We start from the raw sequence: 20,474 nt of genomic DNA on the forward strand, positions 1-20,474 counted from the left end.
CGCCTAACTTCTGACGCGCGCGGCTTTCCCTTGCCCTTGCCCGCAATATGTTGCACCACACACGGGTTCAAACCCGGCAATGCGGGCCAAAGGATAAGGACAAGGCGAATGGCTGACGGATCGATCGACGTAAACGCAAAACCCACCGAAGAAATCTCGGTCCGTGACGTGTTCGGTATTGATACCGACATGGCAGTCAAAGGCTTTGCAGATCGCAGCGACCGTGTGCCTGCGATCGACCCGACTTACAAATTCGACCCCGAGACGACACTGGCGATTCTGGCGGGGTTTTCGCACAACCGCCGCGTGATGATTCAAGGCTATCACGGCACGGGTAAGTCGACCCATATCGAACAAGTCGCTGCGCGCCTGAACTGGCCCGCCGTGCGTGTGAACCTCGACAGCCACATCAGCCGGATTGACCTGATCGGTAAAGACGCCATCAAGCTGCGCGACGGCAAACAGGTGACCGAGTTCCACGAAGGCATCCTGCCCTGGGCGCTGCGTAACCCTGTCGCCATTGTATTCGACGAATACGACGCGGGCCGTGCCGACGTGATGTTCGTCATCCAACGTGTGCTGGAGCATGATGGTAAGCTGACCCTTTTGGATCAAAACGAAATCATCACGCCGAACCCGAACTTCCGTCTGTTCGCCACCGCGAACACTGTTGGTCTGGGTGATACAACTGGCCTCTACCACGGCACGCAACAGATCAACCAAGCACAGATGGACCGCTGGTCGCTGGTCTCGACGCTGAACTACCTCAGCCACGACGCCGAGACGATGATCGTTCTGTCGAAAGCGCCTCACTACAACACCGAGAAGGGCCGCAAGACCGTCAGCCAGATGGTCACCGTTGCAGACCTGACCCGGACGGCCTTTATGAACGGCGATCTTTCGACCGTCATGAGCCCCCGGACCGTGATCAACTGGGCACAAAACGCCGAGATCTTCCGCGACGTGGGCTACGCCTTCCGCCTGTCCTTCCTGAACAAGTGCGATGAGCTGGAGCGCCAGACGGTTGCCGAGTTCTATCAGCGCTGCTTTGACGAAGAACTGCCAGAAAGCGCGGCGAGCGTCAGCCTGGGGTGACAGGAGGTCCGCCGTGCATATCGGATTGATTGGCGGAATCGGTGTTGCTGCAACGGTGGTGTATTATCAGCGGCTGAGTGCGGCTATGGCAGCACGTGGACAGCCGTTGGAACTGACCATTGTGAACGCGGACGTACAGGAGTTGATCCGCAACAATCTGTCGGATGAACGGGAAGCTCAGGCGCGGGTTTACGCTAAACTTATTGAGCGGCTGAAATCCGTGGGCGCAGATTGTGCAGCTATCACGTCGTTGGGTGGACATTTCTGTTATGAGGAAACTGTCCCGCTGTCCGCTTTGCCGCTTGTTTCGGCTGTAAAGCCCATGGACGCGTATTTCGCATCACGGGGACTGAACACGGTTGGACTACTGGGAACGCAAGTTGTGATGCGAACCAAACTCTATGGTCAGTTGGCTCGGACACGGGCCGTTGCGCTGGAAGAAGAGATTGAAGGGCTGGGACAGACCTACCAGGATATGGCGGTCGCCGGGGTTTGCACAGAACGGGATCGCGCACTGTTTCTGGACGCAGGCCGCCGGATGGTGAATGATTTGAATGCAGATGCAATCGTGTTGGCCGGAACTGACCTGAACCTTGCCTTTGATGGGCAGGAACCGGGCTATACCGTTGTTGACGCGCTGGATGTGCATGTGGATGTTTTGGCACGTCTGGCAAGTGATGAATGGACGTTGGAAAAAGCAGAGGCGGATAGATGAGTAAACCAAACGACAATCCCGCCGATCCGTTCAAAAAGGCCTTGGCCGAAGCCACCAAGGTTATGGCCGACGATCCCGAGCTGTCGGTGACCTACACGGTCGACCCTTCGGGTATGACCGGCGAGTCGATGCGTTTGCCGCAGGTCAGCCGCCGTATGACCCGCGAAGAGGTCCTGCTGGCGCGCGGAACGGCTGATGCTCTGGCGTTGCAGCGCAAGTACCATGACGACGCGACCCATGCGCGCTATGCCCCTCCGGGCGACATGGCGCGGGACTTGTACGAAGCGATGGAGGTCGCGCGATGCGAGGCGATGGGCGCGCGGGACATGCCCGGCACCGCCAGCAACATCGACGTCAAAATCGGGCACGAAGCGTTGCGCCGTGGCTATGACCAGTGCAAACAACCTGCCGACGCGCCGCTTTCGGTTGCTGCGGGGTATCTGATCCGCCATTTGGCGACCGGACGCGATCTGCCACCTGCTGCCGAAAACATCATGAACCTGTGGCGTGGCTTCATCGAGGAACAGGCTGGCGGAACGTTGGAGAACCTGCAGGATATCCTGTCGGACCAAGCGGAGTTCGCGAAATTCGCACGCCAGATGATCAAAGATCTGGGCTATGGCGACCAGTTGGGCGATGACCCCGATGAGCTGGACGAGGATCAGGAAGATCAGGCCGAAGACGACGCCGAAGAGCAACCTGATCCCGACAGCACCGGTCAAGACGATCAGGACGAACAGGACGCCGACGCCACGCCTGAGCAAACTCAGGAAGAGCAGCAGGACCAGTCTCAGGCTCAGGTCTCGATGGACGAGATGGCCGATGAAGAGATGGGCGACGAGGCCGAGATGCCCGAAGGCGAAGCTCCGCTGGAGCCGCCTGCCCCACCGCCTGCATCCGAGGCCGATCCGGACTACAAAGTCTATCTGAACACCTATGACGAAGAAATTCTGGCCGAGGATCTGGCGGAACCTGCAGAGCTGGAGCGTTTGCGAGCCTACCTGGATCAACAGCTAGAGCCGCTGAAAGGTGCAGTCAGCCGACTGGCCAACAAACTGCAGCGCCGGTTGCAGGCTCAGCAGAACCGCAGTTGGGAATTCGACCGTGAAGAAGGCATCCTGGACGCAGGCCGCCTTGCGCGTGTTGTGGCGAACCCGACCACTCCGCTTAGCTTCAAGGTCGAGAAAGATACCGAGTTCCGCGATACGGTCGTGACCCTGTTGCTGGACAACTCGGGCTCGATGCGCGGGCGACCCATTTCCATCGCGGCAATCTGTGCCGACGTTCTGGCCCGGACGCTGGAACGTTGTAACGTGAAGGTCGAAATTCTGGGCTTTACCACTCGGGCGTGGAAAGGCGGTCAGGCGCGCGAGGCGTGGCTGAACGATGGCCGCCCGCAGCAGCCCGGACGTCTGAACGATCTGCGCCACATCATCTACAAGGGCGCTGATGCGCCTTGGCGCCGTGCGCGACCCAATCTGGGGTTGATGATGAAAGAGGGCCTGCTGAAGGAAAACATCGATGGCGAGGCGTTGGAATGGGCGCATCGTCGAATGTTGGCGCGGCGCGAGCAGCGCAAGATTCTGATGGTGATATCGGATGGTGCGCCGGTCGATGACTCAACGCTCAGCGTGAACCCAGCGAACTATCTGGAAAAGCACCTGCGCGATGTGATCGCCATGGTCGAAAAGCGCAAGATGGTCGAACTGCTGGCCATCGGGATCGGCCACGACGTGACCCGCTACTATGACCGCGCGGTAACAATCACGGATGTAGAACAGCTGGCAGGTGCCATGACCGAGCAACTGGCGGCGCTGTTCGACAGCGATCCCCGTGCCCGTGCACGCGTGATGGGGATGAAAAAGGCCAGCTAAGCTGGCCTTGCCTCCGCCTCCAGTCTTTACCAAAAATGAAGGGCCTAGCCCCTATTCCAAGAGGTGTCTCATGTTTCAGTCCTTCGAAGTCACCGCGCGCCCGGAACAGGGCCCGCCTCGACTGGCTGCGCTGCGGGCCGAGATTGCCCGCGAAGGGTTGGACGGATTCCTGATCCCGCGCGCGGACGCTCATCAGGGTGAGTATGTGGCCCCACGCGATGCGCGTCTTGCTTGGCTGACCGGATTCACCGGATCGGCCGGGTTCTGCGTGGCTTTGACCGGTATCGCTGGCGTGTTCGTAGATGGCCGCTATCGCACGCAAGTCAAAGCACAGGTGGCAAAGGATTTCACCCCGGTCGACTGGCCCGAAATCAGCCTGAGCGCCTGGCTCAAACAGCAGCTGCCGAACGGTGGCAAGGTTGGGTTTGACCCTTGGCTGCACGCGACCGGGCAAATCTCTGCCGTGCTGAAAGAGCTGGACGGAACCGGTATCGAACTGGTGCGCAGCGAAAACCTGGTCGATCGGGTATGGCCCGATCAACCCGCTCCGCCGATGAACCCGGTCAAATCCCATCCGATCGAATTCGCGGGGGAAGCGGCCGAAAGCAAAATCCAGCGGCTGGCGAATGATCTGAAACAGAACGGGTGCAGCGCAGCTGTCATAACGCTACCCGACTCGATCATGTGGCTGCTGAACATTCGCGGCTCGGACATCGGGTACAATCCTGTTGCCCATGGTTTTGCTATTCTGCATGCGGATGGACACGTCGACCTGTTTATGGCCGAACAGAAGCTGACCGACGTGCGGAATCATCTGGGCGAAGGCGTGCAGGTTCACGATCCTGCGGCGTTTCTTGACGCGGTCGCCGAGTTGCAAGGCGCTGTTCAGGTCGATCCGGGTACGCTGCCCCAAGCCGTTGCGGACGTGTTGGGCGATAAGATGCGAGCCGGCGGAGATCCCTGCGCCCTGCCCAAAGCCCGCAAGAACGCAGCCGAAATTGCTGGCAGCGCCGAGGCGCATTTGCGCGATGCCGCAGCCGTCATTGAAACGCTGTGTTGGCTGGACGCGCAAACCCCCGGCACTCTGACCGAAGTGCAGGTGGTCACGCAACTGGAAGAAAACCGGCGTCGGGACAATGCGCTGCAGAACATCTCGTTCGACACGATTGCGGGTACTGGTCCCAACGGGGCGATCATGCACTACCGTGTCACAGACGAGACCGACAGCGTTTTGGAGAATGGGCATTTGCTGGTTCTCGACAGCGGCGGACAATATCTGGACGGCACCACCGACATCACCCGCACCATAGCCATCGGCAATGTGGGCGACGAAGAAAAGGCCTGCTTTACCCGCGTGTTGAAAGGCATGATCAATATGTCCGTTCTGCGCTGGCCCGCCGGTCTGGCCGGGCGCGACATTGAGTGCATCGCGCGCGTCCCCCTATGGGCTGCCGGGCAGGATTTCAATCATGGGGTAGGCCACGGTGTTGGTGCGTATCTGAGCGTCCACGAAGGGCCGCAACGTCTGTCCAAAGTCAGTCACGTGCCTCTTGAGCCTGGCATGATCCTGTCCAATGAACCCGGTTACTATCGCGAAGGTGCCTTTGGCATTCGGATCGAGAATCTTGTGGTCGTGCAGGATGCCCCGTCTCTGGCGACTGCAGACCCCGAGCGCGCGATGCTGAACTGGCGCACACTCACCTTTGTCCCGATTGATCGGCGGTTGATTGTTGTTGATATGCTGACGGCAGACGAACGCGACTGGCTGAACGCCTATCACAGCGACGTTGCGGAAAAACTGCGCCCAAGACTGGGCGTTGACGCTCAACTGTGGTTGGATGCCGCAACTGCACCCATCTGACACTGAACTGTCACATAAACTGTGCAGAGGAGTGATCCGAAAGTAAGACAAGGGAACCGACGAGATGACCGAGATAACTATCCGCAAAGCACCCGGCAAATGGAGCGTTCGTTCCGGAGGCGCTGTCCTTGGAGAGAGCGTGAATGCACTGGAGCTGCTGGAAGGTGATCTGGAACCGGTGATCTATTTCCCACGTGCGGATATCGGCATGGCGTTTCTGGATCAGACCGACAAGGTCACACATTGCCCGCATAAAGGCGATGCGACGCATTTCTCGATCGTCAACAAGTCCTCGGTAACCGAAAACGCGGCCTGGAGCTATGAGGACCCGATCCCGGTTGTTGCCGAGATCAAAGGCTATGTGGCCTTCTACCGAGTGGATTCCGTAAAAGTCGAACAGATTTAAGGGCCGCTTGGCGTTCAGATGGCCTCTCTGACCCGTTCAGCAAGCGCCATATCGCGACGCACCCGCCCATAGGCCTGTGCCATGGATGTCAGCGTATGTGGTTGGCATCCGATCTCGGACAGGCAAGAGGCATCGACAACCCGTACACGGCCTTGAAAAGCTGTCTCAACGGCTTGATCCACGGGCGCTTTCTCGGTGCCCAATGTCAGGTTGTGATAGTGAAACCCTTGCCCCGGCGCGGTGATGCCCAGATTGTGGCGCACGCGATGTGACGCGAGCCAGCGCAAAAGGCCTTGCAGAGCCTCATCCTGATCGGGATCAGACACGTTTGTTGCCTCAATTGGCCCCTGATCCGGCCGATAGCGAAACTGAACATTTGTCTTGCGCGTCCAAATACGCACCGGCTGGACAAAATCAATGAAGCGCCCCATACGCCATCCGCGCAGACGCGGCCCCAAGCCCAGGGTCGTTGTCACCAGACTGACCGGCGCTTGTGACACGGCATAGACAGACGCGAACATATCGCAACGCCCTTCATGCCTTTGTTTGAGCGTCAGGGCGTTGAAATTGCCTCGGTTCATGTAATCTCGTGGCGACCCCAGCGCGCGGCCAAGCCCAAGACAATTGATGGTATAAGGCGCGTGGTCCAAAAATCCGATCTCGGCAACCTGCGGCAGGCTGCGCGCCAGCAAGGTCGCGGTGCCCAGAACACCGGCGGCCAGAAAAACGCGCCGCGCCCGAATCTGCGTGCCGTCGTCCAGTGACAGGCTGACAGATTGCTTATCGTTCTCGATCCGTTGAACCCGACCCGCGCGCACCTCAATCTGAGCGATTTCCGACAGGCGGTTTTCAACGGCCTGCGCCATCGCCCTCAGGCCACTATCCGGTTCATCCTTGGTTCCGACCAAGAGGCGTGGCGCGCTTTGTTCAAGCCCGTCGTCCAACTGTTCTTTGCGGACGCCGCCAATCACGTGCAGGTCGCCTTGCACAGCGTCGCATGCGCCTTTGTACTCGGCCCAGGATCGAAGGAAATCCCCCTGCCCCCAAGGATCGTCACTGTCATAGACTTGCAGTTGTTTGCCCCAGTAGTTGGCAAGCCCACCTATCTCTGCCGCGACAAACATCGGAGGCGCGTCGCCGGATACATCCGTGCGCTCGGCCAGACAGGCCGGTTGTTGCCGCTCATACGCAACCGAGACAATCTTGGCCGGGCCACCTTTGCTGGGCTCGGACGCCGCACCAGTTACAACCACGACCGAGCCGGAAAAGCCGCGCATGGCGGTCAGAGCAGCGTAACCAGCAGGGCCCGCACCAATCAGTGCGACATCAAATACTTGCATGATAAAAACCTTTGCCCGCCATCCACCGCTGAAAGGACCCATCGGTCACAAATCGAGCTCTGCCTGCGAAGCATGAAAACATAAAAAAGTGTTTGATTTGGGAAATCCTGCTTGCGTGCACAGGTGCGGCAAACTCTTGCAAAAAATAAAATGAACGGAAAGCGGGATGCAAAAATCGCATTTCTTAGTGCCTCCGTTAACGAAAGTTCCAGTTCAAAAATAATTCAATGCCGTTATGTCGTTCAAGTTTCACGAATTTCGCCAAGCTCCAAAGCCAAAAAAAGGCGTGGCATGTCACTTCGGAAATTTCGGTCGTTCGCGGCAATATTAACCGATATTAACGAAAAACCCGCGTTTGGATCAAGAAATCGCAGAAAACGTGCTGGTTTCGCACCAGCATTGGGGGTGAGGTTTCACAGGCAAAAACCCGCCAAGAAATACTGGTTTACGCGCATTTGCACCGAGCAACTTCGGGGAAATTCCCCAGTTTCACAACTTCGTGCGGTGCTCACAATGTACTCACGCGGCTGTTGCATGCATTTGATCCACCATGGGTGCACACTGTCCGCAGTCATCATCCAGAGGGTGCCATGTCACTTACCCGCCGTCGTTTTGCAGGATCCGTTGGGGTCGGGCTGATTCTGCCCGGCGCGCTTTCAGCTCAGCAGGATCCAGTTCTTGAAGCCGTACGCTCGACCTTGTTTGGCAGCGCAACAGAGTTCGAAAAGGGCATGGCCTTCCTGCGAAAGCGAGGCAATCCGGACGTCGTTCCGGCCCTTCTGACCGGCATGCGATTTGCCCGGCGGCGCGGCGATGAAATCGCACAGGTGATGCGCGATCTGACTGGGCAGACCATCGGGACTGATTGGTTCGACTGGATGCTCTGGCAGGAACGGAACCCTCAGACTATCCCGCACCCCTCGCTGATCCCGTTCAAGCGCGAGGTCCTGCTAGGGATCGACGCCAACTTTGACGTGTTTCTGAAGCCCGAGTATCTGCAACGCGACCGGATGAAGATCCGACTGGAGGAGATCGCCTGGGGCGGTGTGCGCAAAGACGGTATCCCATCGCTGGATAACCCGGCGCTGATCCCGGCCGCGCGGGCGGACTATCTGAAAGACGACGATCTGGTTTTTGGCGTATCAATCAACGGGGATGAACGCGCCTATCCGCTGCGGATCATGGGTTGGCATGAGATGTTCAACGAGGTGATCGGCGGTGTTCCGGTCGCATTGGCCTATTGCACACTATGCGGCTCGGGCATCCTGTTTGAAACGCAGGTGTCGGGCCGTCAGAAACCATTCGTCTTTGGCTCATCCGGATTTCTGTATCGCTCGAACAAGCTGATGTTCGACCGGCAGACGCACTCTCTTTGGAACCAATACACCGGCAAACCGGTCGTGGGTCCGCTTGTGAACAGCGGCATCGAGCTTAAACAACGTCCTGTTGTCATCACCACGTGGCAAAGCTGGAAAGCGTCTCATTCCAAAACTCAGGTTCTGTCCCGCAATACCGGGCACCGCCGGAACTATGGTTCCGGAGTGGTGTATCAAGAGTATTTTGCATCGCCCGAATTGATGTTCCCTGCCCTTGTGGATCAGTCGCGCCATCAGCAAAAAGACTATGTGTTCGCTATCCGGCAATTCGGCGCGGCCCGAGCTTGGCCGCTTGATGCTTTCAAACGGGCCCGGGTCATCAACGATGCGATTGCCAACAGGCCGCTGGTTTTGATCGGCAATGCAGACAAACGCGCAGTGCGGGCCTATGAGCGAGGGGCACACAAATTTACCGCCGCAGACGGCAGCCTGATTGATGAGGCAGGCCAAAAGTGGACCCTGACCGAAGAAGCCCTGATCGGACCGAATGGCGCGGAAATGCCCCGAGTTGCAGGCCACATCTCTTACTGGTTTGCGTGGGACAACTACTTGGGTGACGCCGCCACAGTCTATCGACGTTAGGAGTGCTCCTCGGCCGCAGTGGCAGCCAGCGCTCTGTTGTACGCCTTAAGCGCATCGATATGGTAAAGCGCGCCAACCGGCTTTTCGGTGCCGTCCGGCTTTACGACAACAACCGGAATACACGGTATATCGTCACGGTCGAAATACGGCATCGCGGCCTCCAGCGTGGCGCTGGCTGCGACACACATTCCCTGCTCGATAAGCTCGTTCGCCTGCTCTTCGGTGATCGAGCGAGGGTCGCCAAGTGGCCGCATTACAGCCCCTGCGCGCAGCATGGCCAGAAGGTAGGCTTGCGGCCCGGCTGCCAGATGTACGTTTCGGCGTTCCAACTGCGTCAGGAAGAATGACCGGTCCACAAGCCGCGAAGCCAACGCCGTCGACATCGAGACCGACACCATCACGGCCAGACCAATCTGCCAGTCTCCGGTCAATTCAAAGACGATCATCGTTGTCGAAATCGGCGCCCCCAGAACGGCAGCAGCCACTGCGCCCATCCCTGCAAATGCATAGAGCGTGTGGGTGCCCGACACATCCGGCAGCAGTCCGGTCGCAATCAAACCAAAGGCCAGCCCCGTTAATGCTCCGATCATCAGCGAGGGCGAAAACACTCCGCCCCCCATGCGCCCACCCATGGTGATCGCGACGGCGACCGTTTTGATCACGGCGAACAAGATGGCAAACGTCAGGGTCAGGTCACCAGTCAGGGCACGGATCGTCGTCTCATACCCCACACCGATAATGTGCGGGAACCAGATCGCCAGCAGCCCCAGCATCGCGCCCGAAACCGCCGGGCGCAGCCAACGCGGCAGAGCAAGCCGGTTTTGGATATGGTTGCCGATATCCTCGGCAAAAAAGATCGACCGCATCAGCAGCAGCGAGACCAGACCACAGATCAACCCGAGGATCAGAAAGGCAGGCAATTCCACGTAGAATTGCAGCGAGCCCGGCGTATCCAGCACAAACTCGGTCACGTCGCCATATTCCAACCGGTTGATCACGGTCCCCGCGACCGAGGCAATAACGATGGGTGCAAAGGCGTGCACAGCGAAGTGGCGCAGCACGACCTCAAGCGCGAACAGAGCCCCCGCAATGGGTGAGTTGAAGCTGGCTGATACAGCCGCCGCAACAGCGCAGCCCAACAGATCGCGCCCTGTGATCCCATCGGCGTGGATTCGGTTGCTGACCCATGTCGAGATCACTCCGGCCATATGCACCACCGGCCCCTCTCGCCCCGTCGATCCACCCGTGCTGAGTGTAATGAGCGAGGCAAAGAAGGACGCGATACCCGCCTTCCCTTCGACCCGGCCATCTGTCAGCGCGGCCCCTTCGATCACGTCCGCAACAGACCGTACGCGGCCATCGTCCGTGAACTTGTGCAAGATGACCCCAACGATCAGGCCGCCGATGATGGGAATGATCAGAATGAGGAACCAAGGCAGCTTTTCAGCGTGGCTGTGCAGCAGCAATATATCATCCGTGTCATAGACATAGGCCTGCAATGACCGGATCGCTTTGCGGAACCCCAGCGCCATGAAACCAGCGGCAATACCAATGGCCAGCGCGATGAACCAGAACTGTATCTGGCTGGGTCCACGCCTCAGCATTACCCGCCAAGCGTCCTTAATCGCGGCCAGAGCCTGATTCAGCTGGTTGCGCAGAACAGTGCGGGTTGATTGGGTCATTGGCCCTCGGGGATCACGTCTTTCCCCTTAGTAAGCCACGGAGCGCCCTGATAAAAGTGAGATCGCGACGGTTTGATTATCGGAAAGCGGCAGAAAAGCCTCAGGCGTCCAACAGGGCCCGAGCGGCGGCGCGGGCTTCGTCGGTAATGGTGTCGCCTGCGACCATGCGCGCGATTTCGTCCACACGGTCAGGATCGGCCAGCGGCACAACGGTGGACAGCGTTTGTCCATCTATGACCTGTTTCTGTACCCGCCAGTGATGTGCCGCGCGGGCTGCCACTTGCGGCGAATGCGTTACGACCAAAACCTGCCCGCCCTGTGCCAGAGCGGCCAGTCGCCGACCGACCGCATCAGCGGTCGCACCACCGACGCCACGGTCGATCTCATCAAAAATCATCGTGCGAGCGCTGTCATCCCCGGCCAGACAAACCTTAAGCGCCAGCAGAAAGCGGCTGAGTTCACCACCCGAGGCGATCTTGTTCAGTGGTCCTGACGGTGCACCAGGATTGGTCGCGACGGTGAAGGCCACGGCGTCGATCCCTTCCGGACCAGCATCCGCAGAGGCAATCTCGGTTCGGAACACCGCGCGCTCCATCTTGAGCGGAGCGAGTTCGGCCATAACCGCGGCATCCAACTGCCCGGCCGCTTTTTGTCGCGCAGCGCTCAAACTCGCTGCGGCGGCGTCATAAGCCGATTGTGCTGCTTCTACGGCGGCACGTTGATCCGCCAAATCTGCGTCCCCGGCATCCAACCGGTTCAGGCGGTCCCGCAACGTGTCTGCAAAGGAACCCAATTCGTCGGGCGCAACATCGTGCTTTCGGGCCAGTGCGCGGATGGCAAACAGGCGTTCTTCGGCCTGCTCCAATTCCGCCGGGTTAAAATCCAAGGCCTGTAAGCATGCGTTGACCCCGTCCTGCGCCTCGCCCAGTTCAATCAGCGCACGTCCAAGGGCCGCAATTGGCTCTTCCAACTGGCCGCCCGCATTGTCCGAAACACCCTCAAGCCAGCGCACGGCGTCCGCCATGGCGCCCTCGGCCCCGTCCCCGCCCATTAGGGTGAAGGCGCGGGCGACATCGTTGCGGATGCGTTCGGCCCCCTGCATCATGCGGCGGCGGGCATCCAGTTCCGCGTCCTCGCCCGGCTGCGGATCAAGCTTGTCCAGTTCGGAAACCGAGTGCCGCAGAAACTCTTCCTCCGCGCGCATCGTCGCGAGGGTTTCTTCGGTTTTCGCAAGCGCCTTTCGTGCACGCGACATTTCGGACCAAGCCGATCGCACCTTGGCCAGACGGTCCTCGACCCCGGCATAATCGTCCAGCATGGCCCGGTGGCCACGCGGGTTCAGCAATCCGCGATCATCATGCTGGCCGTGCAGCTCGATCAAGGTCTCGGACAGCGCACGCAGCACCTCGCCAGAACAGCGGCGGTCATTGACCCAGGCTGTTTTTCGTCCCTCGGCCGTATTCACACGACGCAGGATCAATTCCTCTCCACCAGGCAGGCCTGCCTCGGCCAGAATTGCATGGGCCGGGTGGTCTAAGTGCAGCTCGAACTCGGCCACCACTTCACCTTGCGCAGCCCCCTGGCGCACCAGCTCGGCCCGACCGCGCCAGCCCAAAACGAACCCCAGAGAATCCAAAAGGATCGACTTGCCCGCCCCAGTTTCACCGGTCAAAGCATTCAAGCCCGGCTGAAACGTCAGTTCCAGCCGGTCGATGATCAGCATGTCGCGGATATCGAGGGCGCGCAGCATCGGGTCTTAGCGTCCCACCCCTTTGGCCATGGCGATTACAACCACTCACCCTTGATCGTCTGGCGGTAGATCGTGCTGAGCCAGTTGTTGCCGCGGCTCTTCAGATCCAGCCCGCGCGACGTCAACAGTTTGTAGCCTGCATCGTACCATTCGGACGACTGGTAGTTATATCCCAGAATAGCCCCGGCCGATTGCGCCTCGTCCACCAGACCCAAGGCAAGGTAGGCCTCGATCAGGCGATACAGAGCTTCGGCTGTATGCGAGGTGGTCTGGAAGTCTTCGACCACGACCCGGAACCGGTTTATCGCCGCAGGATAGTGATCCTGACGCAGATAATAGCGCCCGATCTCCATCTCTTTGCCAGCCAGATGGTCGAAGGCCAGATCGAACTTCAAAACCGCCGAGGTCGCGTACTCACTGTCGGGATAAACCTCGATCACGGTGCGCAAGGATTGCAGCGCCTGAAAGGTCAGCCCCTGATCGCGCCCGACCTCGTCAATCTGGTCATAGTAGCTGAGCGCCAGAAGGTACTGCGCATATGCTGCGTCTTCGTCTGCAGGGTAGAAATCGATGTATCGCTGTGCTGCAGCACGGCTTTCTTCGTAATTCCTGTCTGCATGATACGAGAAGGCCTGCATGATCAGCGCGCGCTTAGCCCAATCGGAATAGGGATACAGGCGTTCGACCTCAGAGAAATACCACGCCGCATCGTCCGAACGATTCTGCGACAGCTCAAACTCGCCACGCGTGAAAATCTGTTCGGGGGTGAACCCTTCCAGGTTCTGATCGCGGTCTGCGCCTTTCCCAGCGCACGCCGTCAAAACTGCTGTCAGAAGAATCGCGCTTGCGAATCTGACTGCCGCTTTGGTGCCAACCATTCCGCCTATCCTTGTCGTATTACTTGACGGGGTTATGCCCCGGATTAGGCCATGGTCTAGCACATATAATTCCGGTGCAAAACGCCTTATGCGCCCAATGGCAGAATTGTCGTCAGAGTTGATCCAATCAGGCGACTTCCGGGATTTCGTCCCAGACCAGCCCCTGCCCCGGCAGACGCGCAGCCTGTTCGGGTGTGCACAGGATCGGACGCACCGCGCCGGGCGTTTCGAACAATTTGCGCAGCAGCGTGTTCGTCATAGCGTGACCTGACTTGTCCCCAGTGAAGTGACCAAGAATCGGTCCACCCGCCAGATAAAGGTCTCCCAAAGCGTCCAGCATCTTGTGGCGCACGGCTTCATCTGCGTGGCGGAAACCGCCCGGCGTCAGGACTTCGTCACCCTGAACAACGACCGCATTTTCCAGCGTCCCACCCAAGGCGAGACCGTTTTCGCGCATCGCTTCAACGTCTGTGCGACGGCAGAATGTCCGGCAATCGGAAAGCTCACGCGCAAAGGAACCGTTGCGCATGTCCAGACGTTTGGTCTGGCTGCCGATGGCGCTGTCTTCAAAGTCGATGTGGAAATCGATGATCAGACCGTCTGCGGGTGCAATTGATGCGCTTGCGCCCTCGCGTGTGGCGGTGACCGGTTTCAGAACTTCGTACGCTAGGACCGGGCTGGCTTGACGGCGCACACCCTTGGAAACGATACCGCGCACGAAATCGATCGACGACCCATCCATGATCGGAACTTCGGATCCGTCGATTTCGATCAGAGCGTTGTGGACACCGCAACCGGCAAGCGCGGCCATGATGTGTTCGACCGTAGAAACTGACACGTCCGCGTCATTGACCAATCGGGTGCAAAGCGGGGTGCGCTCTACAACGTCGTAAATCGCAGGAATGAGGGCGTTGCCCAGCTCGATATCCGTCCGCTTGAACCAGATGCCGTGACCGGCAGCTGCCGGTTTCAGGACCATCGTCGCAGGCTTGCCGCTGTGCAGCCCGACGCCTTTAAACGTGACCGGAGATTTGAGCGTATGTTGCAAACTGAACCTCGATGAGTGGTGTCCGACCTGAGCGGGCCGTGTTGGACACTCAGTTAAGGAAGCAGGCGTCAAGGCTCAACTCACTCTTTGTAACCGAATGAAACATGTATGTAACAGATCGGCAAATCCCTGCTTACACCCCATTAAATAACTGTAAATCAAAAGAAAAGGGCCGCCATTTGGCGACCCTTTGCAATCATTTTGTTACCGCGATCAGTTCGCCTGACGCCGCAAAAAGGCAGGGATTTCGATCCGGTCCTGCTCGGGGTCGGCCTCTTCCCGTGCAGGTGCCGTAGCGTCAGATTGGCGCAAAACGGGCTGCTGACGGGGCGGCTGGGCCGGTGTGTCCGCCGCATGACCGGTCATCCGATCGATGAGACGATTGAAACCAAACCGGGGGCGATCATGGCCCTCTTCCTGCGGTGCAGGAGCTTGCTGAGGTGCCGCAGGACGAACCATCGAAGGGCTGCGCTCGGACGCTGGGACGTTCTGAACCGCGGCCTGCAGGCGCTGCAGCGCCTCGGGTGACGGCGTTCCCGCTGCCGGTTGAGGCTGCGGCGCGACGTAGTTCTCGGGCGCAGGCTCAACCGGTTCGGGGGTCGGCTCAAATTCGGCAACGCGCGGCTGGTAGGCCGGAGGCGGCAAGCCATCGTCATCCTGTTCCGCACGCGGCTGGAACTGAGGTTGCGCAGGCTCCTGAGGGGCCTCAAACAGAGACGGCTCACGGTTCACTTCGGTTTGCGGTGCTGGTTCAGCGACCTCCGCAGCGACCGGCGCTTCTTCTTGCGCCGGCTCTTCAGCGGATACCGTGCGTGTCAGCGGTGCCGACATCGAACGGCGCGCGACCGGCACGTCCTCGGTTTTTTCGCTAGCGTCGATACCGGTTGCGACGACCGACACACGCATGCCGCCTTCCATTGCTGTATCTAGGGTCGATCCGACAATGATGTTCGCCTCGGGATCCACTTCCTCGCGGATGCGGTTCGCGGCTTCGTCCAGTTCGAACAGGGTCAGGTCGTGCGAACCCGTGATGTTGATCAGAACACCCTTCGCGCCTTTGAGGCTGATTTCGTCCAACAGCGGGTTGGCGATCGCCTTCTCGGCCGCTTGAACCGCGCGATCTTCGCCGGTGGCCTCGCCTGTGCCCATCATCGCTTTGCCCATCTCGTCCATCACGGCGCGAACATCGGCAAAGTCGAGGTTGATCAGACCCGGACGAACCATCAGGTCCGTGACACCTTTAACGCCCTGATACAGAACGTCATCTGCCATCGAGAACGCCTCGGTGAAGGTGGTTTTTTCGTTGGCCAGGCGGAACAGGTTCTGGTTCGGAATGATGATCAGTGTGTCGACGACCTTTTGCAGCATCTCAACGCCATCTTCGGCCTGGCGCATGCGCTTGGCACCTTCGAACTGGAAAGGTTTGGTCACGACACCAACGGTCAGAACGCCCAGTTCACGCGCGGCCTGCGCGATGATCGGAGCCGCACCGGTGCCTGTGCCGCCGCCCATACCGGCAGTGATGAAGCACATATGCGCACCCGCAAGGTGATCCACGATCTGTTCGATGCTTTCTTCGGCAGCTGCGGCACCCACGGTCGGACGGGCCCCTGCCCCCAGACCTTCGGTGACTTTGACACCCAGCTGAACCCGAGCAGAGGACTGACTTTGCTGCAGCGCCTGTGCATCTGTGTTGGCGACTACGAAATCGACGCCATCCAGCTGTTTCTCAATCATGTTGTTGACAGCGTTGCCGCCTGCACCACCAACGCCAAATACCGTAATCCGAGGCTTCAGTTCGTCGTGCCCGGGCATCGAAAGATTTAATGTCATGCTCTGTCCGCCTGTTTTTTTGACCCGCCAAAGCGGTGTTTTTCTTACCTATCCTTCACCAATCCTACCGTTCGAAACGGCAAACGTCACGCCAAAAATCGCGCGATTCCACAAAATATGGAGGAAATAAGGCGCTGACCGGCAGTATTTCGCATACGCTGCCAGATGTTGCGGAAAGAACTCAATGTAGCACAAAACAGGCGATTTGCGCGCAGCTATCAACCGACGCTTCACCCAAAGGACTCGCTAAACTGTCAAACTGCGGAAAACTGCTCAGGTCCTGCCGCGGGCCTCTTGCGGGCCATGTGGATATCTTGCGGGATAAACGCGCTGGCCGCAACCCATTTCTTTAACTAATCGGGGTACTTGGGCAGTTCAAACCGTCCTCGGTAATGCTGCGTACTTCTTGAATCTCAGTGCTGGCAAATGTCGCCAACCGGACCATCAGGCGGTCTTCGTGCAAGAAAGGCCACCAGCAAACCGGAATGCCATCCGTGTCATCATCATAAAGGAAACATATTTGGCCATTCGGCGTGGTGATCTGCCCGTAAACGCACCCACGCCCCACCATCCGCCAGATCGATAGCGTGGGGCTCAGGAACTCTTCGGTGCCCACAAGCTCGCCCGTGGGGTAGTCGTGGAACATGACGGTTTTGCCCTGGACCGCATTCAGGAACGCCTCGGGCGTGATGCGGGTCTGCGCCTGGGCAGTGAGCGGTGCCAGGATCAGCGCCGCGACGACCACCGCTTTACCAATTGTCACGGAACCAGCGTACCGCACGTTTGAACGGACGCGCAGCGTAGGTGTCCACTGGAATCTCGAAATCCCACCATTCATCCTGCGGGTGCGCTGCGAAAAGGCTGAGCCCTACAGCGGACGAGAACCCCGGTCCTGTCGCCGATTGCGGCAAGCCGTGCACGCGCAGCGGACGCCCCAGGCGCACACGCTGACCAAGGATACGCGTGGCGAGGCCGTCCAACCCCATGATCTGACTGCCGCCACCGGTCAGCACAATCTGCTGACTGGGCATATGCTCGAACCCGGCTGCATCCAGGCGAACGCGCACCTCTTCCAGAATCTCTTCGACGCGGGGGCGCATAATTCCAATTAGCTCGGCACGGCTGACGGTGCGGCGGTCGTGTTCCCAGTCGCCCGTATCTCCGCCAATGTCGATCAGGTCACGATCGTCGGCGCCGGTTGCATGGACACCGCCGTTAAACGTCTTGATCCGTTCGGCCACCGAGGCCGGGATGCCAAGACCCATCGAAATGTCCGAGGTTACATGATCGCCGCCCATGCGCACGCAATCAGCATAGATCATGTGCTTTTTCATGAAGATCGACACGCTCGTCGTGCCGCCACCCATATCGATACAGGCGGCACCCAACTCCTGCTCGTCCTCGACCAGTGCGGAAACGCCGGACACATAGGCCGAGTTTGCGATGCCTGCCAACTCGAGATCGCAACGCTTGATACAGCGCACGATGTTCTGGATCGCCGTCGCGTCAACGGTCAGCATGTGCATGTCGACCGCCAGACTTTGCCCCATCTGACCGCGTGGGTCGATCAGACCCGACCGGTTGTCCAGCGCAAAATTCACGGGCTGTGCATGTAGCACTTCACGCCCTGCCCCATAGTCAGGCACGTCGCAGGCGTTCAGGACGCGGCCCACTTCGGCCTCGGTCACGACCTGACCTTCCAGATCGACCTGCGCATCCAGACCATAAGACCGTGGGTTGGCACCCGAGAAACTCGCGATGACATGATCGACCCGGATATCGGCCATTTTCTGCGCCGCCTGCAGAGCGGTGCGGATGGCGCGCTCGGTCTCCTGCATGGCGGTGACTTCGCCAAACTGCACGCCGCGCGACCGCGTCGTCGCCGCACCGATCACCCGGAACCCTGTCTGGCCAGCCATCGAGCCGATGGTGTTGTCCTCGCTCAGGCGACCGGTCCCGTCGAAGCGCAGTACAAGGCAGGCAATCTTAGAGCTTCCCACGTCCAGAATGGCGACAACGCCGCGCTGCATCGCCTGTCTACGCATCTGCCGCATGGCCCGCTGGGACTGATAGAGATCGGTCATCATGGTCGTTACTGCTCGCTACTCACGTTCACTTTTGTATTCCACCAGTCTTCGCTGGCAGCTTTGGTCATTCTGATTGTCGGACGTTGTCCAAGGCGCATATCGACGACGGCGACATCGCGTTCCAACAGGTCTTGCACCTCATTTACCGCCAGCACACGTTCCAACGCGCGAACTGGGCGCTCTGTTGGCAACATGATGCGTTGGCCGCGATCCAGCACCAGGTCCCAGCGGCGTTCGCCAATGCGTACTAAACCTCGCACGCGACCACCCAAACTGCGGGCTGTGGTCAGCAGCGCCAGCGCCTCGCCGACATGGCCATCTGCGCCTTTGCCGGCGATCAAAGGCAGATTGGCGTGATCCTTGCGCGACGAGATGCGCTTCACATGCGCGCCGGTTTCGTCCAGCAGTTCGATCCCATTGCGCGTCCGCCATACAATGACAGGCTGGCGCTCGACCACGTCCACTTGCAGGATGCCGCCGGGGCGCACCCGCACCGTGGCGGATTTCACGGGGTTCAGCCCCGTGATCGTGTCCCGGATCTGCTCAACATCCAGATCCCACGAACTGATAGGGAAATCCAACGGAACAACTTCGCGAATATCCTCGGACAGGTTGGTTCCTGCCCCATCGATCGCCATCAGATTGACCATGAATTCCGGGCGCTGCTGGATCGAGGTCTTGATGTCCATTACGTAGGCGACAACGGCGTCGCGCCGTTCCTGTGCGCCAAAATAAATGCCAACTGCCGCACAAACCGCCAATATCGGCAAACCGATCTTCAATCCGCGCCGAATTCCCGGCGTCAGCATCCACCGCTGCAAACGGTAGCTGAGGCGCGACGGGGCCGGATCGAACCGGTCGCTTTTGCGATTGAACACCCCGCGCAAACGCAGCTTGGGCTCGGCCCCTGTCCGAGCGCCGGATGCGAAATCAGCATCGGGACCGGATAGCGGCTTGGGACGGTGCACGACGGGCGCGCGCGTGGCCTTCATCGGTCGCATGAGGCGTCCTCCACCATCCAAGCGCAGAGCTGTCCGAATGTCATCCCCAGATGCGCGGCCTGTTCTGGCACCAGTGATGTCGGCGTCATGCCAGGCTGTGTATTGGTTTCCAGCAGGAACAACCCCTCGGCGCCCATACTGTCATCCCAGCGAAAATCGGTGCGGCTGACGCCTTTGCAACCCAATGCATCATGGGCGCGTACCGCGTAATCCATGCAGCGGTCAAAAATCTCGGCCGGAATATCGGCAGGCAGAACGTGCCATGACCCGCCCGGCTTGTATTTGGCGTCATAGTCGTACCAGCCGCCATCCGTCATGATCTCGGTCACGGTCAGGGCGCGGTTGTTCATTACCGTTACAGTCAGTTCGCGCCCCGCGACATATTTCTCGACCATTACCTGATCGGGCATTTCCTCGGACAATTGCGGCGGGCCGTTGGAACCCTCGTGTACGATGTAAATTCCGACGCTTGAGCCCTCGTTGTTGGGCTTGGCCACATAAGGCGGCTCCATCACGTGAACTTCGACCACTTCGACCTTGGGGACAATCATGCTGGGCACGATGGGCAGGCCGACGGCCTCATAGACCTCTTTGCTACGCTGCTTGTCCATGGCAAGGGCCGAGGCCAAAACGCCGGAATGCGTGTAAGGTATACGCATCCACTCCAGCAGACCCTGCACACAGCCATCCTCGCCCCAGCGGCCATGCAGGGCGTTGAACACTACGTCTGGTTTGATGTCTAAAAGGCGCGCATAGAGGTCTGGACCTGCGTCCAGTTCAACCACTTCAAAGCCTTCTCCCACAAGGGCGGCCGCGCATTCGCGCCCAGAGCTGAGAGACACCTCGCGTTCCGCCGAGGGTCCACCCATCAATACCGCCACTTTGGGGTTTGTCCTGCTCGACATTCCCAATGTGCGCCTCAATGTCCCCGGACCTTATGTGGTGG

At 59.3% G+C, this 20,474-nt stretch carries 16 protein-coding genes; 6 read left to right on the top strand and 10 right to left on the bottom strand.

The window, feature by feature from the left end:
• Positions 1-108: 108 nt before the first annotated feature.
• The 5 genes from cobS to ACR0MV_RS10475 all read left to right on the top strand — a co-directional run bounded on the left by cobS (position 109) and on the right by ACR0MV_RS10475 (position 5,951).
• Positions 109-1,095: a cobaltochelatase subunit CobS gene (gene cobS, locus ACR0MV_RS10455; protein ID WP_170422659.1), complete on the top strand. Its 987-nt coding sequence runs from the start codon at positions 109-111 to the stop codon at positions 1,093-1,095.
• 13 nt (positions 1,096-1,108) lie between these two features.
• A complete protein-coding gene (locus tag ACR0MV_RS10460) occupies positions 1,109-1,810 on the top strand; it encodes an aspartate/glutamate racemase family protein (RefSeq protein WP_480702080.1) in 702 nt (233 codons plus the stop codon).
• The gene (gene cobT / locus ACR0MV_RS10465; protein WP_480702081.1) at positions 1,807-3,684 is read left to right on the top strand and encodes a cobaltochelatase subunit CobT; all 1,878 of its coding nucleotides are present in this window, start codon (positions 1,807-1,809) and stop codon (positions 3,682-3,684) included. The genes ACR0MV_RS10460 and cobT overlap by 4 nt, the downstream gene beginning before the upstream one ends.
• A gap of 70 nt (positions 3,685-3,754) precedes the next feature.
• A complete protein-coding gene (locus tag ACR0MV_RS10470) occupies positions 3,755-5,545 on the top strand; it encodes an aminopeptidase P family protein (RefSeq protein ID WP_480702082.1) in 1,791 nt (596 codons plus the stop codon).
• Positions 5,546-5,609: 64 nt separating this feature from the next.
• Positions 5,610-5,951, top strand: coding sequence for a DUF427 domain-containing protein (locus ACR0MV_RS10475; protein WP_480702083.1), 342 nt, complete (start codon positions 5,610-5,612; stop codon positions 5,949-5,951).
• Positions 5,952-5,965: 14 nt separating this feature from the next.
• Here the strand turns inward: ACR0MV_RS10475 and ACR0MV_RS10480 are convergent, their stop codons facing one another.
• Positions 5,966-7,291 (bottom strand): Rossmann-fold NAD(P)-binding domain-containing protein, encoded by a 1,326-nt coding sequence (locus tag ACR0MV_RS10480; RefSeq protein ID WP_480702084.1) that lies wholly within the window; start codon positions 7,289-7,291, stop codon positions 5,966-5,968.
• A 590-nt stretch (positions 7,292-7,881) separates the two neighbouring features.
• On the opposite strand from ACR0MV_RS10480, the gene ACR0MV_RS10485 reads away from it, so the two are divergent.
• Positions 7,882-9,249, top strand: a complete 1,368-nt coding sequence (locus ACR0MV_RS10485; RefSeq protein WP_480702085.1) for a DUF3179 domain-containing protein — start codon at positions 7,882-7,884, stop codon at positions 9,247-9,249.
• On the opposite strand, the gene ACR0MV_RS10490 is transcribed toward ACR0MV_RS10485, so the two are convergent.
• The 9 genes from ACR0MV_RS10490 to ACR0MV_RS10530 all read right to left on the bottom strand — a co-directional run bounded on the left by ACR0MV_RS10490 (position 9,246) and on the right by ACR0MV_RS10530 (position 20,433).
• Complete coding sequence (locus ACR0MV_RS10490; protein WP_170422683.1) at positions 9,246-10,931, bottom strand: chloride channel protein; 1,686 nt, start codon at positions 10,929-10,931, stop codon at positions 9,246-9,248. The two genes, ACR0MV_RS10485 and ACR0MV_RS10490, sit on opposite strands and share 4 nt — an antisense overlap.
• A gap of 100 nt (positions 10,932-11,031) precedes the next feature.
• A complete protein-coding gene (gene recN / locus ACR0MV_RS10495) occupies positions 11,032-12,681 on the bottom strand; it encodes a DNA repair protein RecN (RefSeq protein WP_480702086.1) in 1,650 nt (549 codons plus the stop codon).
• A gap of 35 nt (positions 12,682-12,716) precedes the next feature.
• Complete coding sequence (locus tag ACR0MV_RS10500; RefSeq protein ID WP_170422687.1) at positions 12,717-13,559, bottom strand: outer membrane protein assembly factor BamD; 843 nt, start codon at positions 13,557-13,559, stop codon at positions 12,717-12,719.
• 127 nt (positions 13,560-13,686) lie between these two features.
• Positions 13,687-14,607 (bottom strand): UDP-3-O-acyl-N-acetylglucosamine deacetylase, encoded by a 921-nt coding sequence (lpxC, locus tag ACR0MV_RS10505; protein ID WP_480702087.1) that lies wholly within the window; start codon positions 14,605-14,607, stop codon positions 13,687-13,689.
• A gap of 213 nt (positions 14,608-14,820) precedes the next feature.
• On the bottom strand, positions 14,821-16,440 hold the full coding sequence (gene ftsZ, locus ACR0MV_RS10510) for a cell division protein FtsZ (RefSeq protein ID WP_480702088.1): 1,620 nt from the start codon (positions 16,438-16,440) through the stop codon (positions 14,821-14,823).
• A 349-nt stretch (positions 16,441-16,789) separates the two neighbouring features.
• Positions 16,790-17,203, bottom strand: a complete 414-nt coding sequence (locus ACR0MV_RS10515) for a hypothetical protein (RefSeq protein ID WP_480702089.1) — start codon at positions 17,201-17,203, stop codon at positions 16,790-16,792.
• A complete protein-coding gene (gene ftsA / locus ACR0MV_RS10520; RefSeq protein WP_058279582.1) occupies positions 17,190-18,524 on the bottom strand; it encodes a cell division protein FtsA in 1,335 nt (444 codons plus the stop codon). Before ftsA ends, ACR0MV_RS10515 begins: the two co-directional genes overlap by 14 nt.
• Before the next feature lie 8 nt (positions 18,525-18,532).
• Positions 18,533-19,528 carry a cell division protein FtsQ/DivIB gene (locus tag ACR0MV_RS10525; RefSeq protein WP_480702090.1) on the bottom strand — a complete coding sequence of 332 codons (996 nt, stop codon included), beginning with the start codon at positions 19,526-19,528 and terminating at the stop codon, positions 18,533-18,535.
• Positions 19,516-20,433, bottom strand: coding sequence for a D-alanine--D-alanine ligase (locus ACR0MV_RS10530; protein WP_480702091.1), 918 nt, complete (start codon positions 20,431-20,433; stop codon positions 19,516-19,518). The genes ACR0MV_RS10525 and ACR0MV_RS10530 overlap by 13 nt, the downstream gene beginning before the upstream one ends.
• Between the last annotated feature and the right edge of the window lie 41 nt (positions 20,434-20,474).

The organism is Ruegeria sp. BC3 (genome assembly GCF_056539265.1).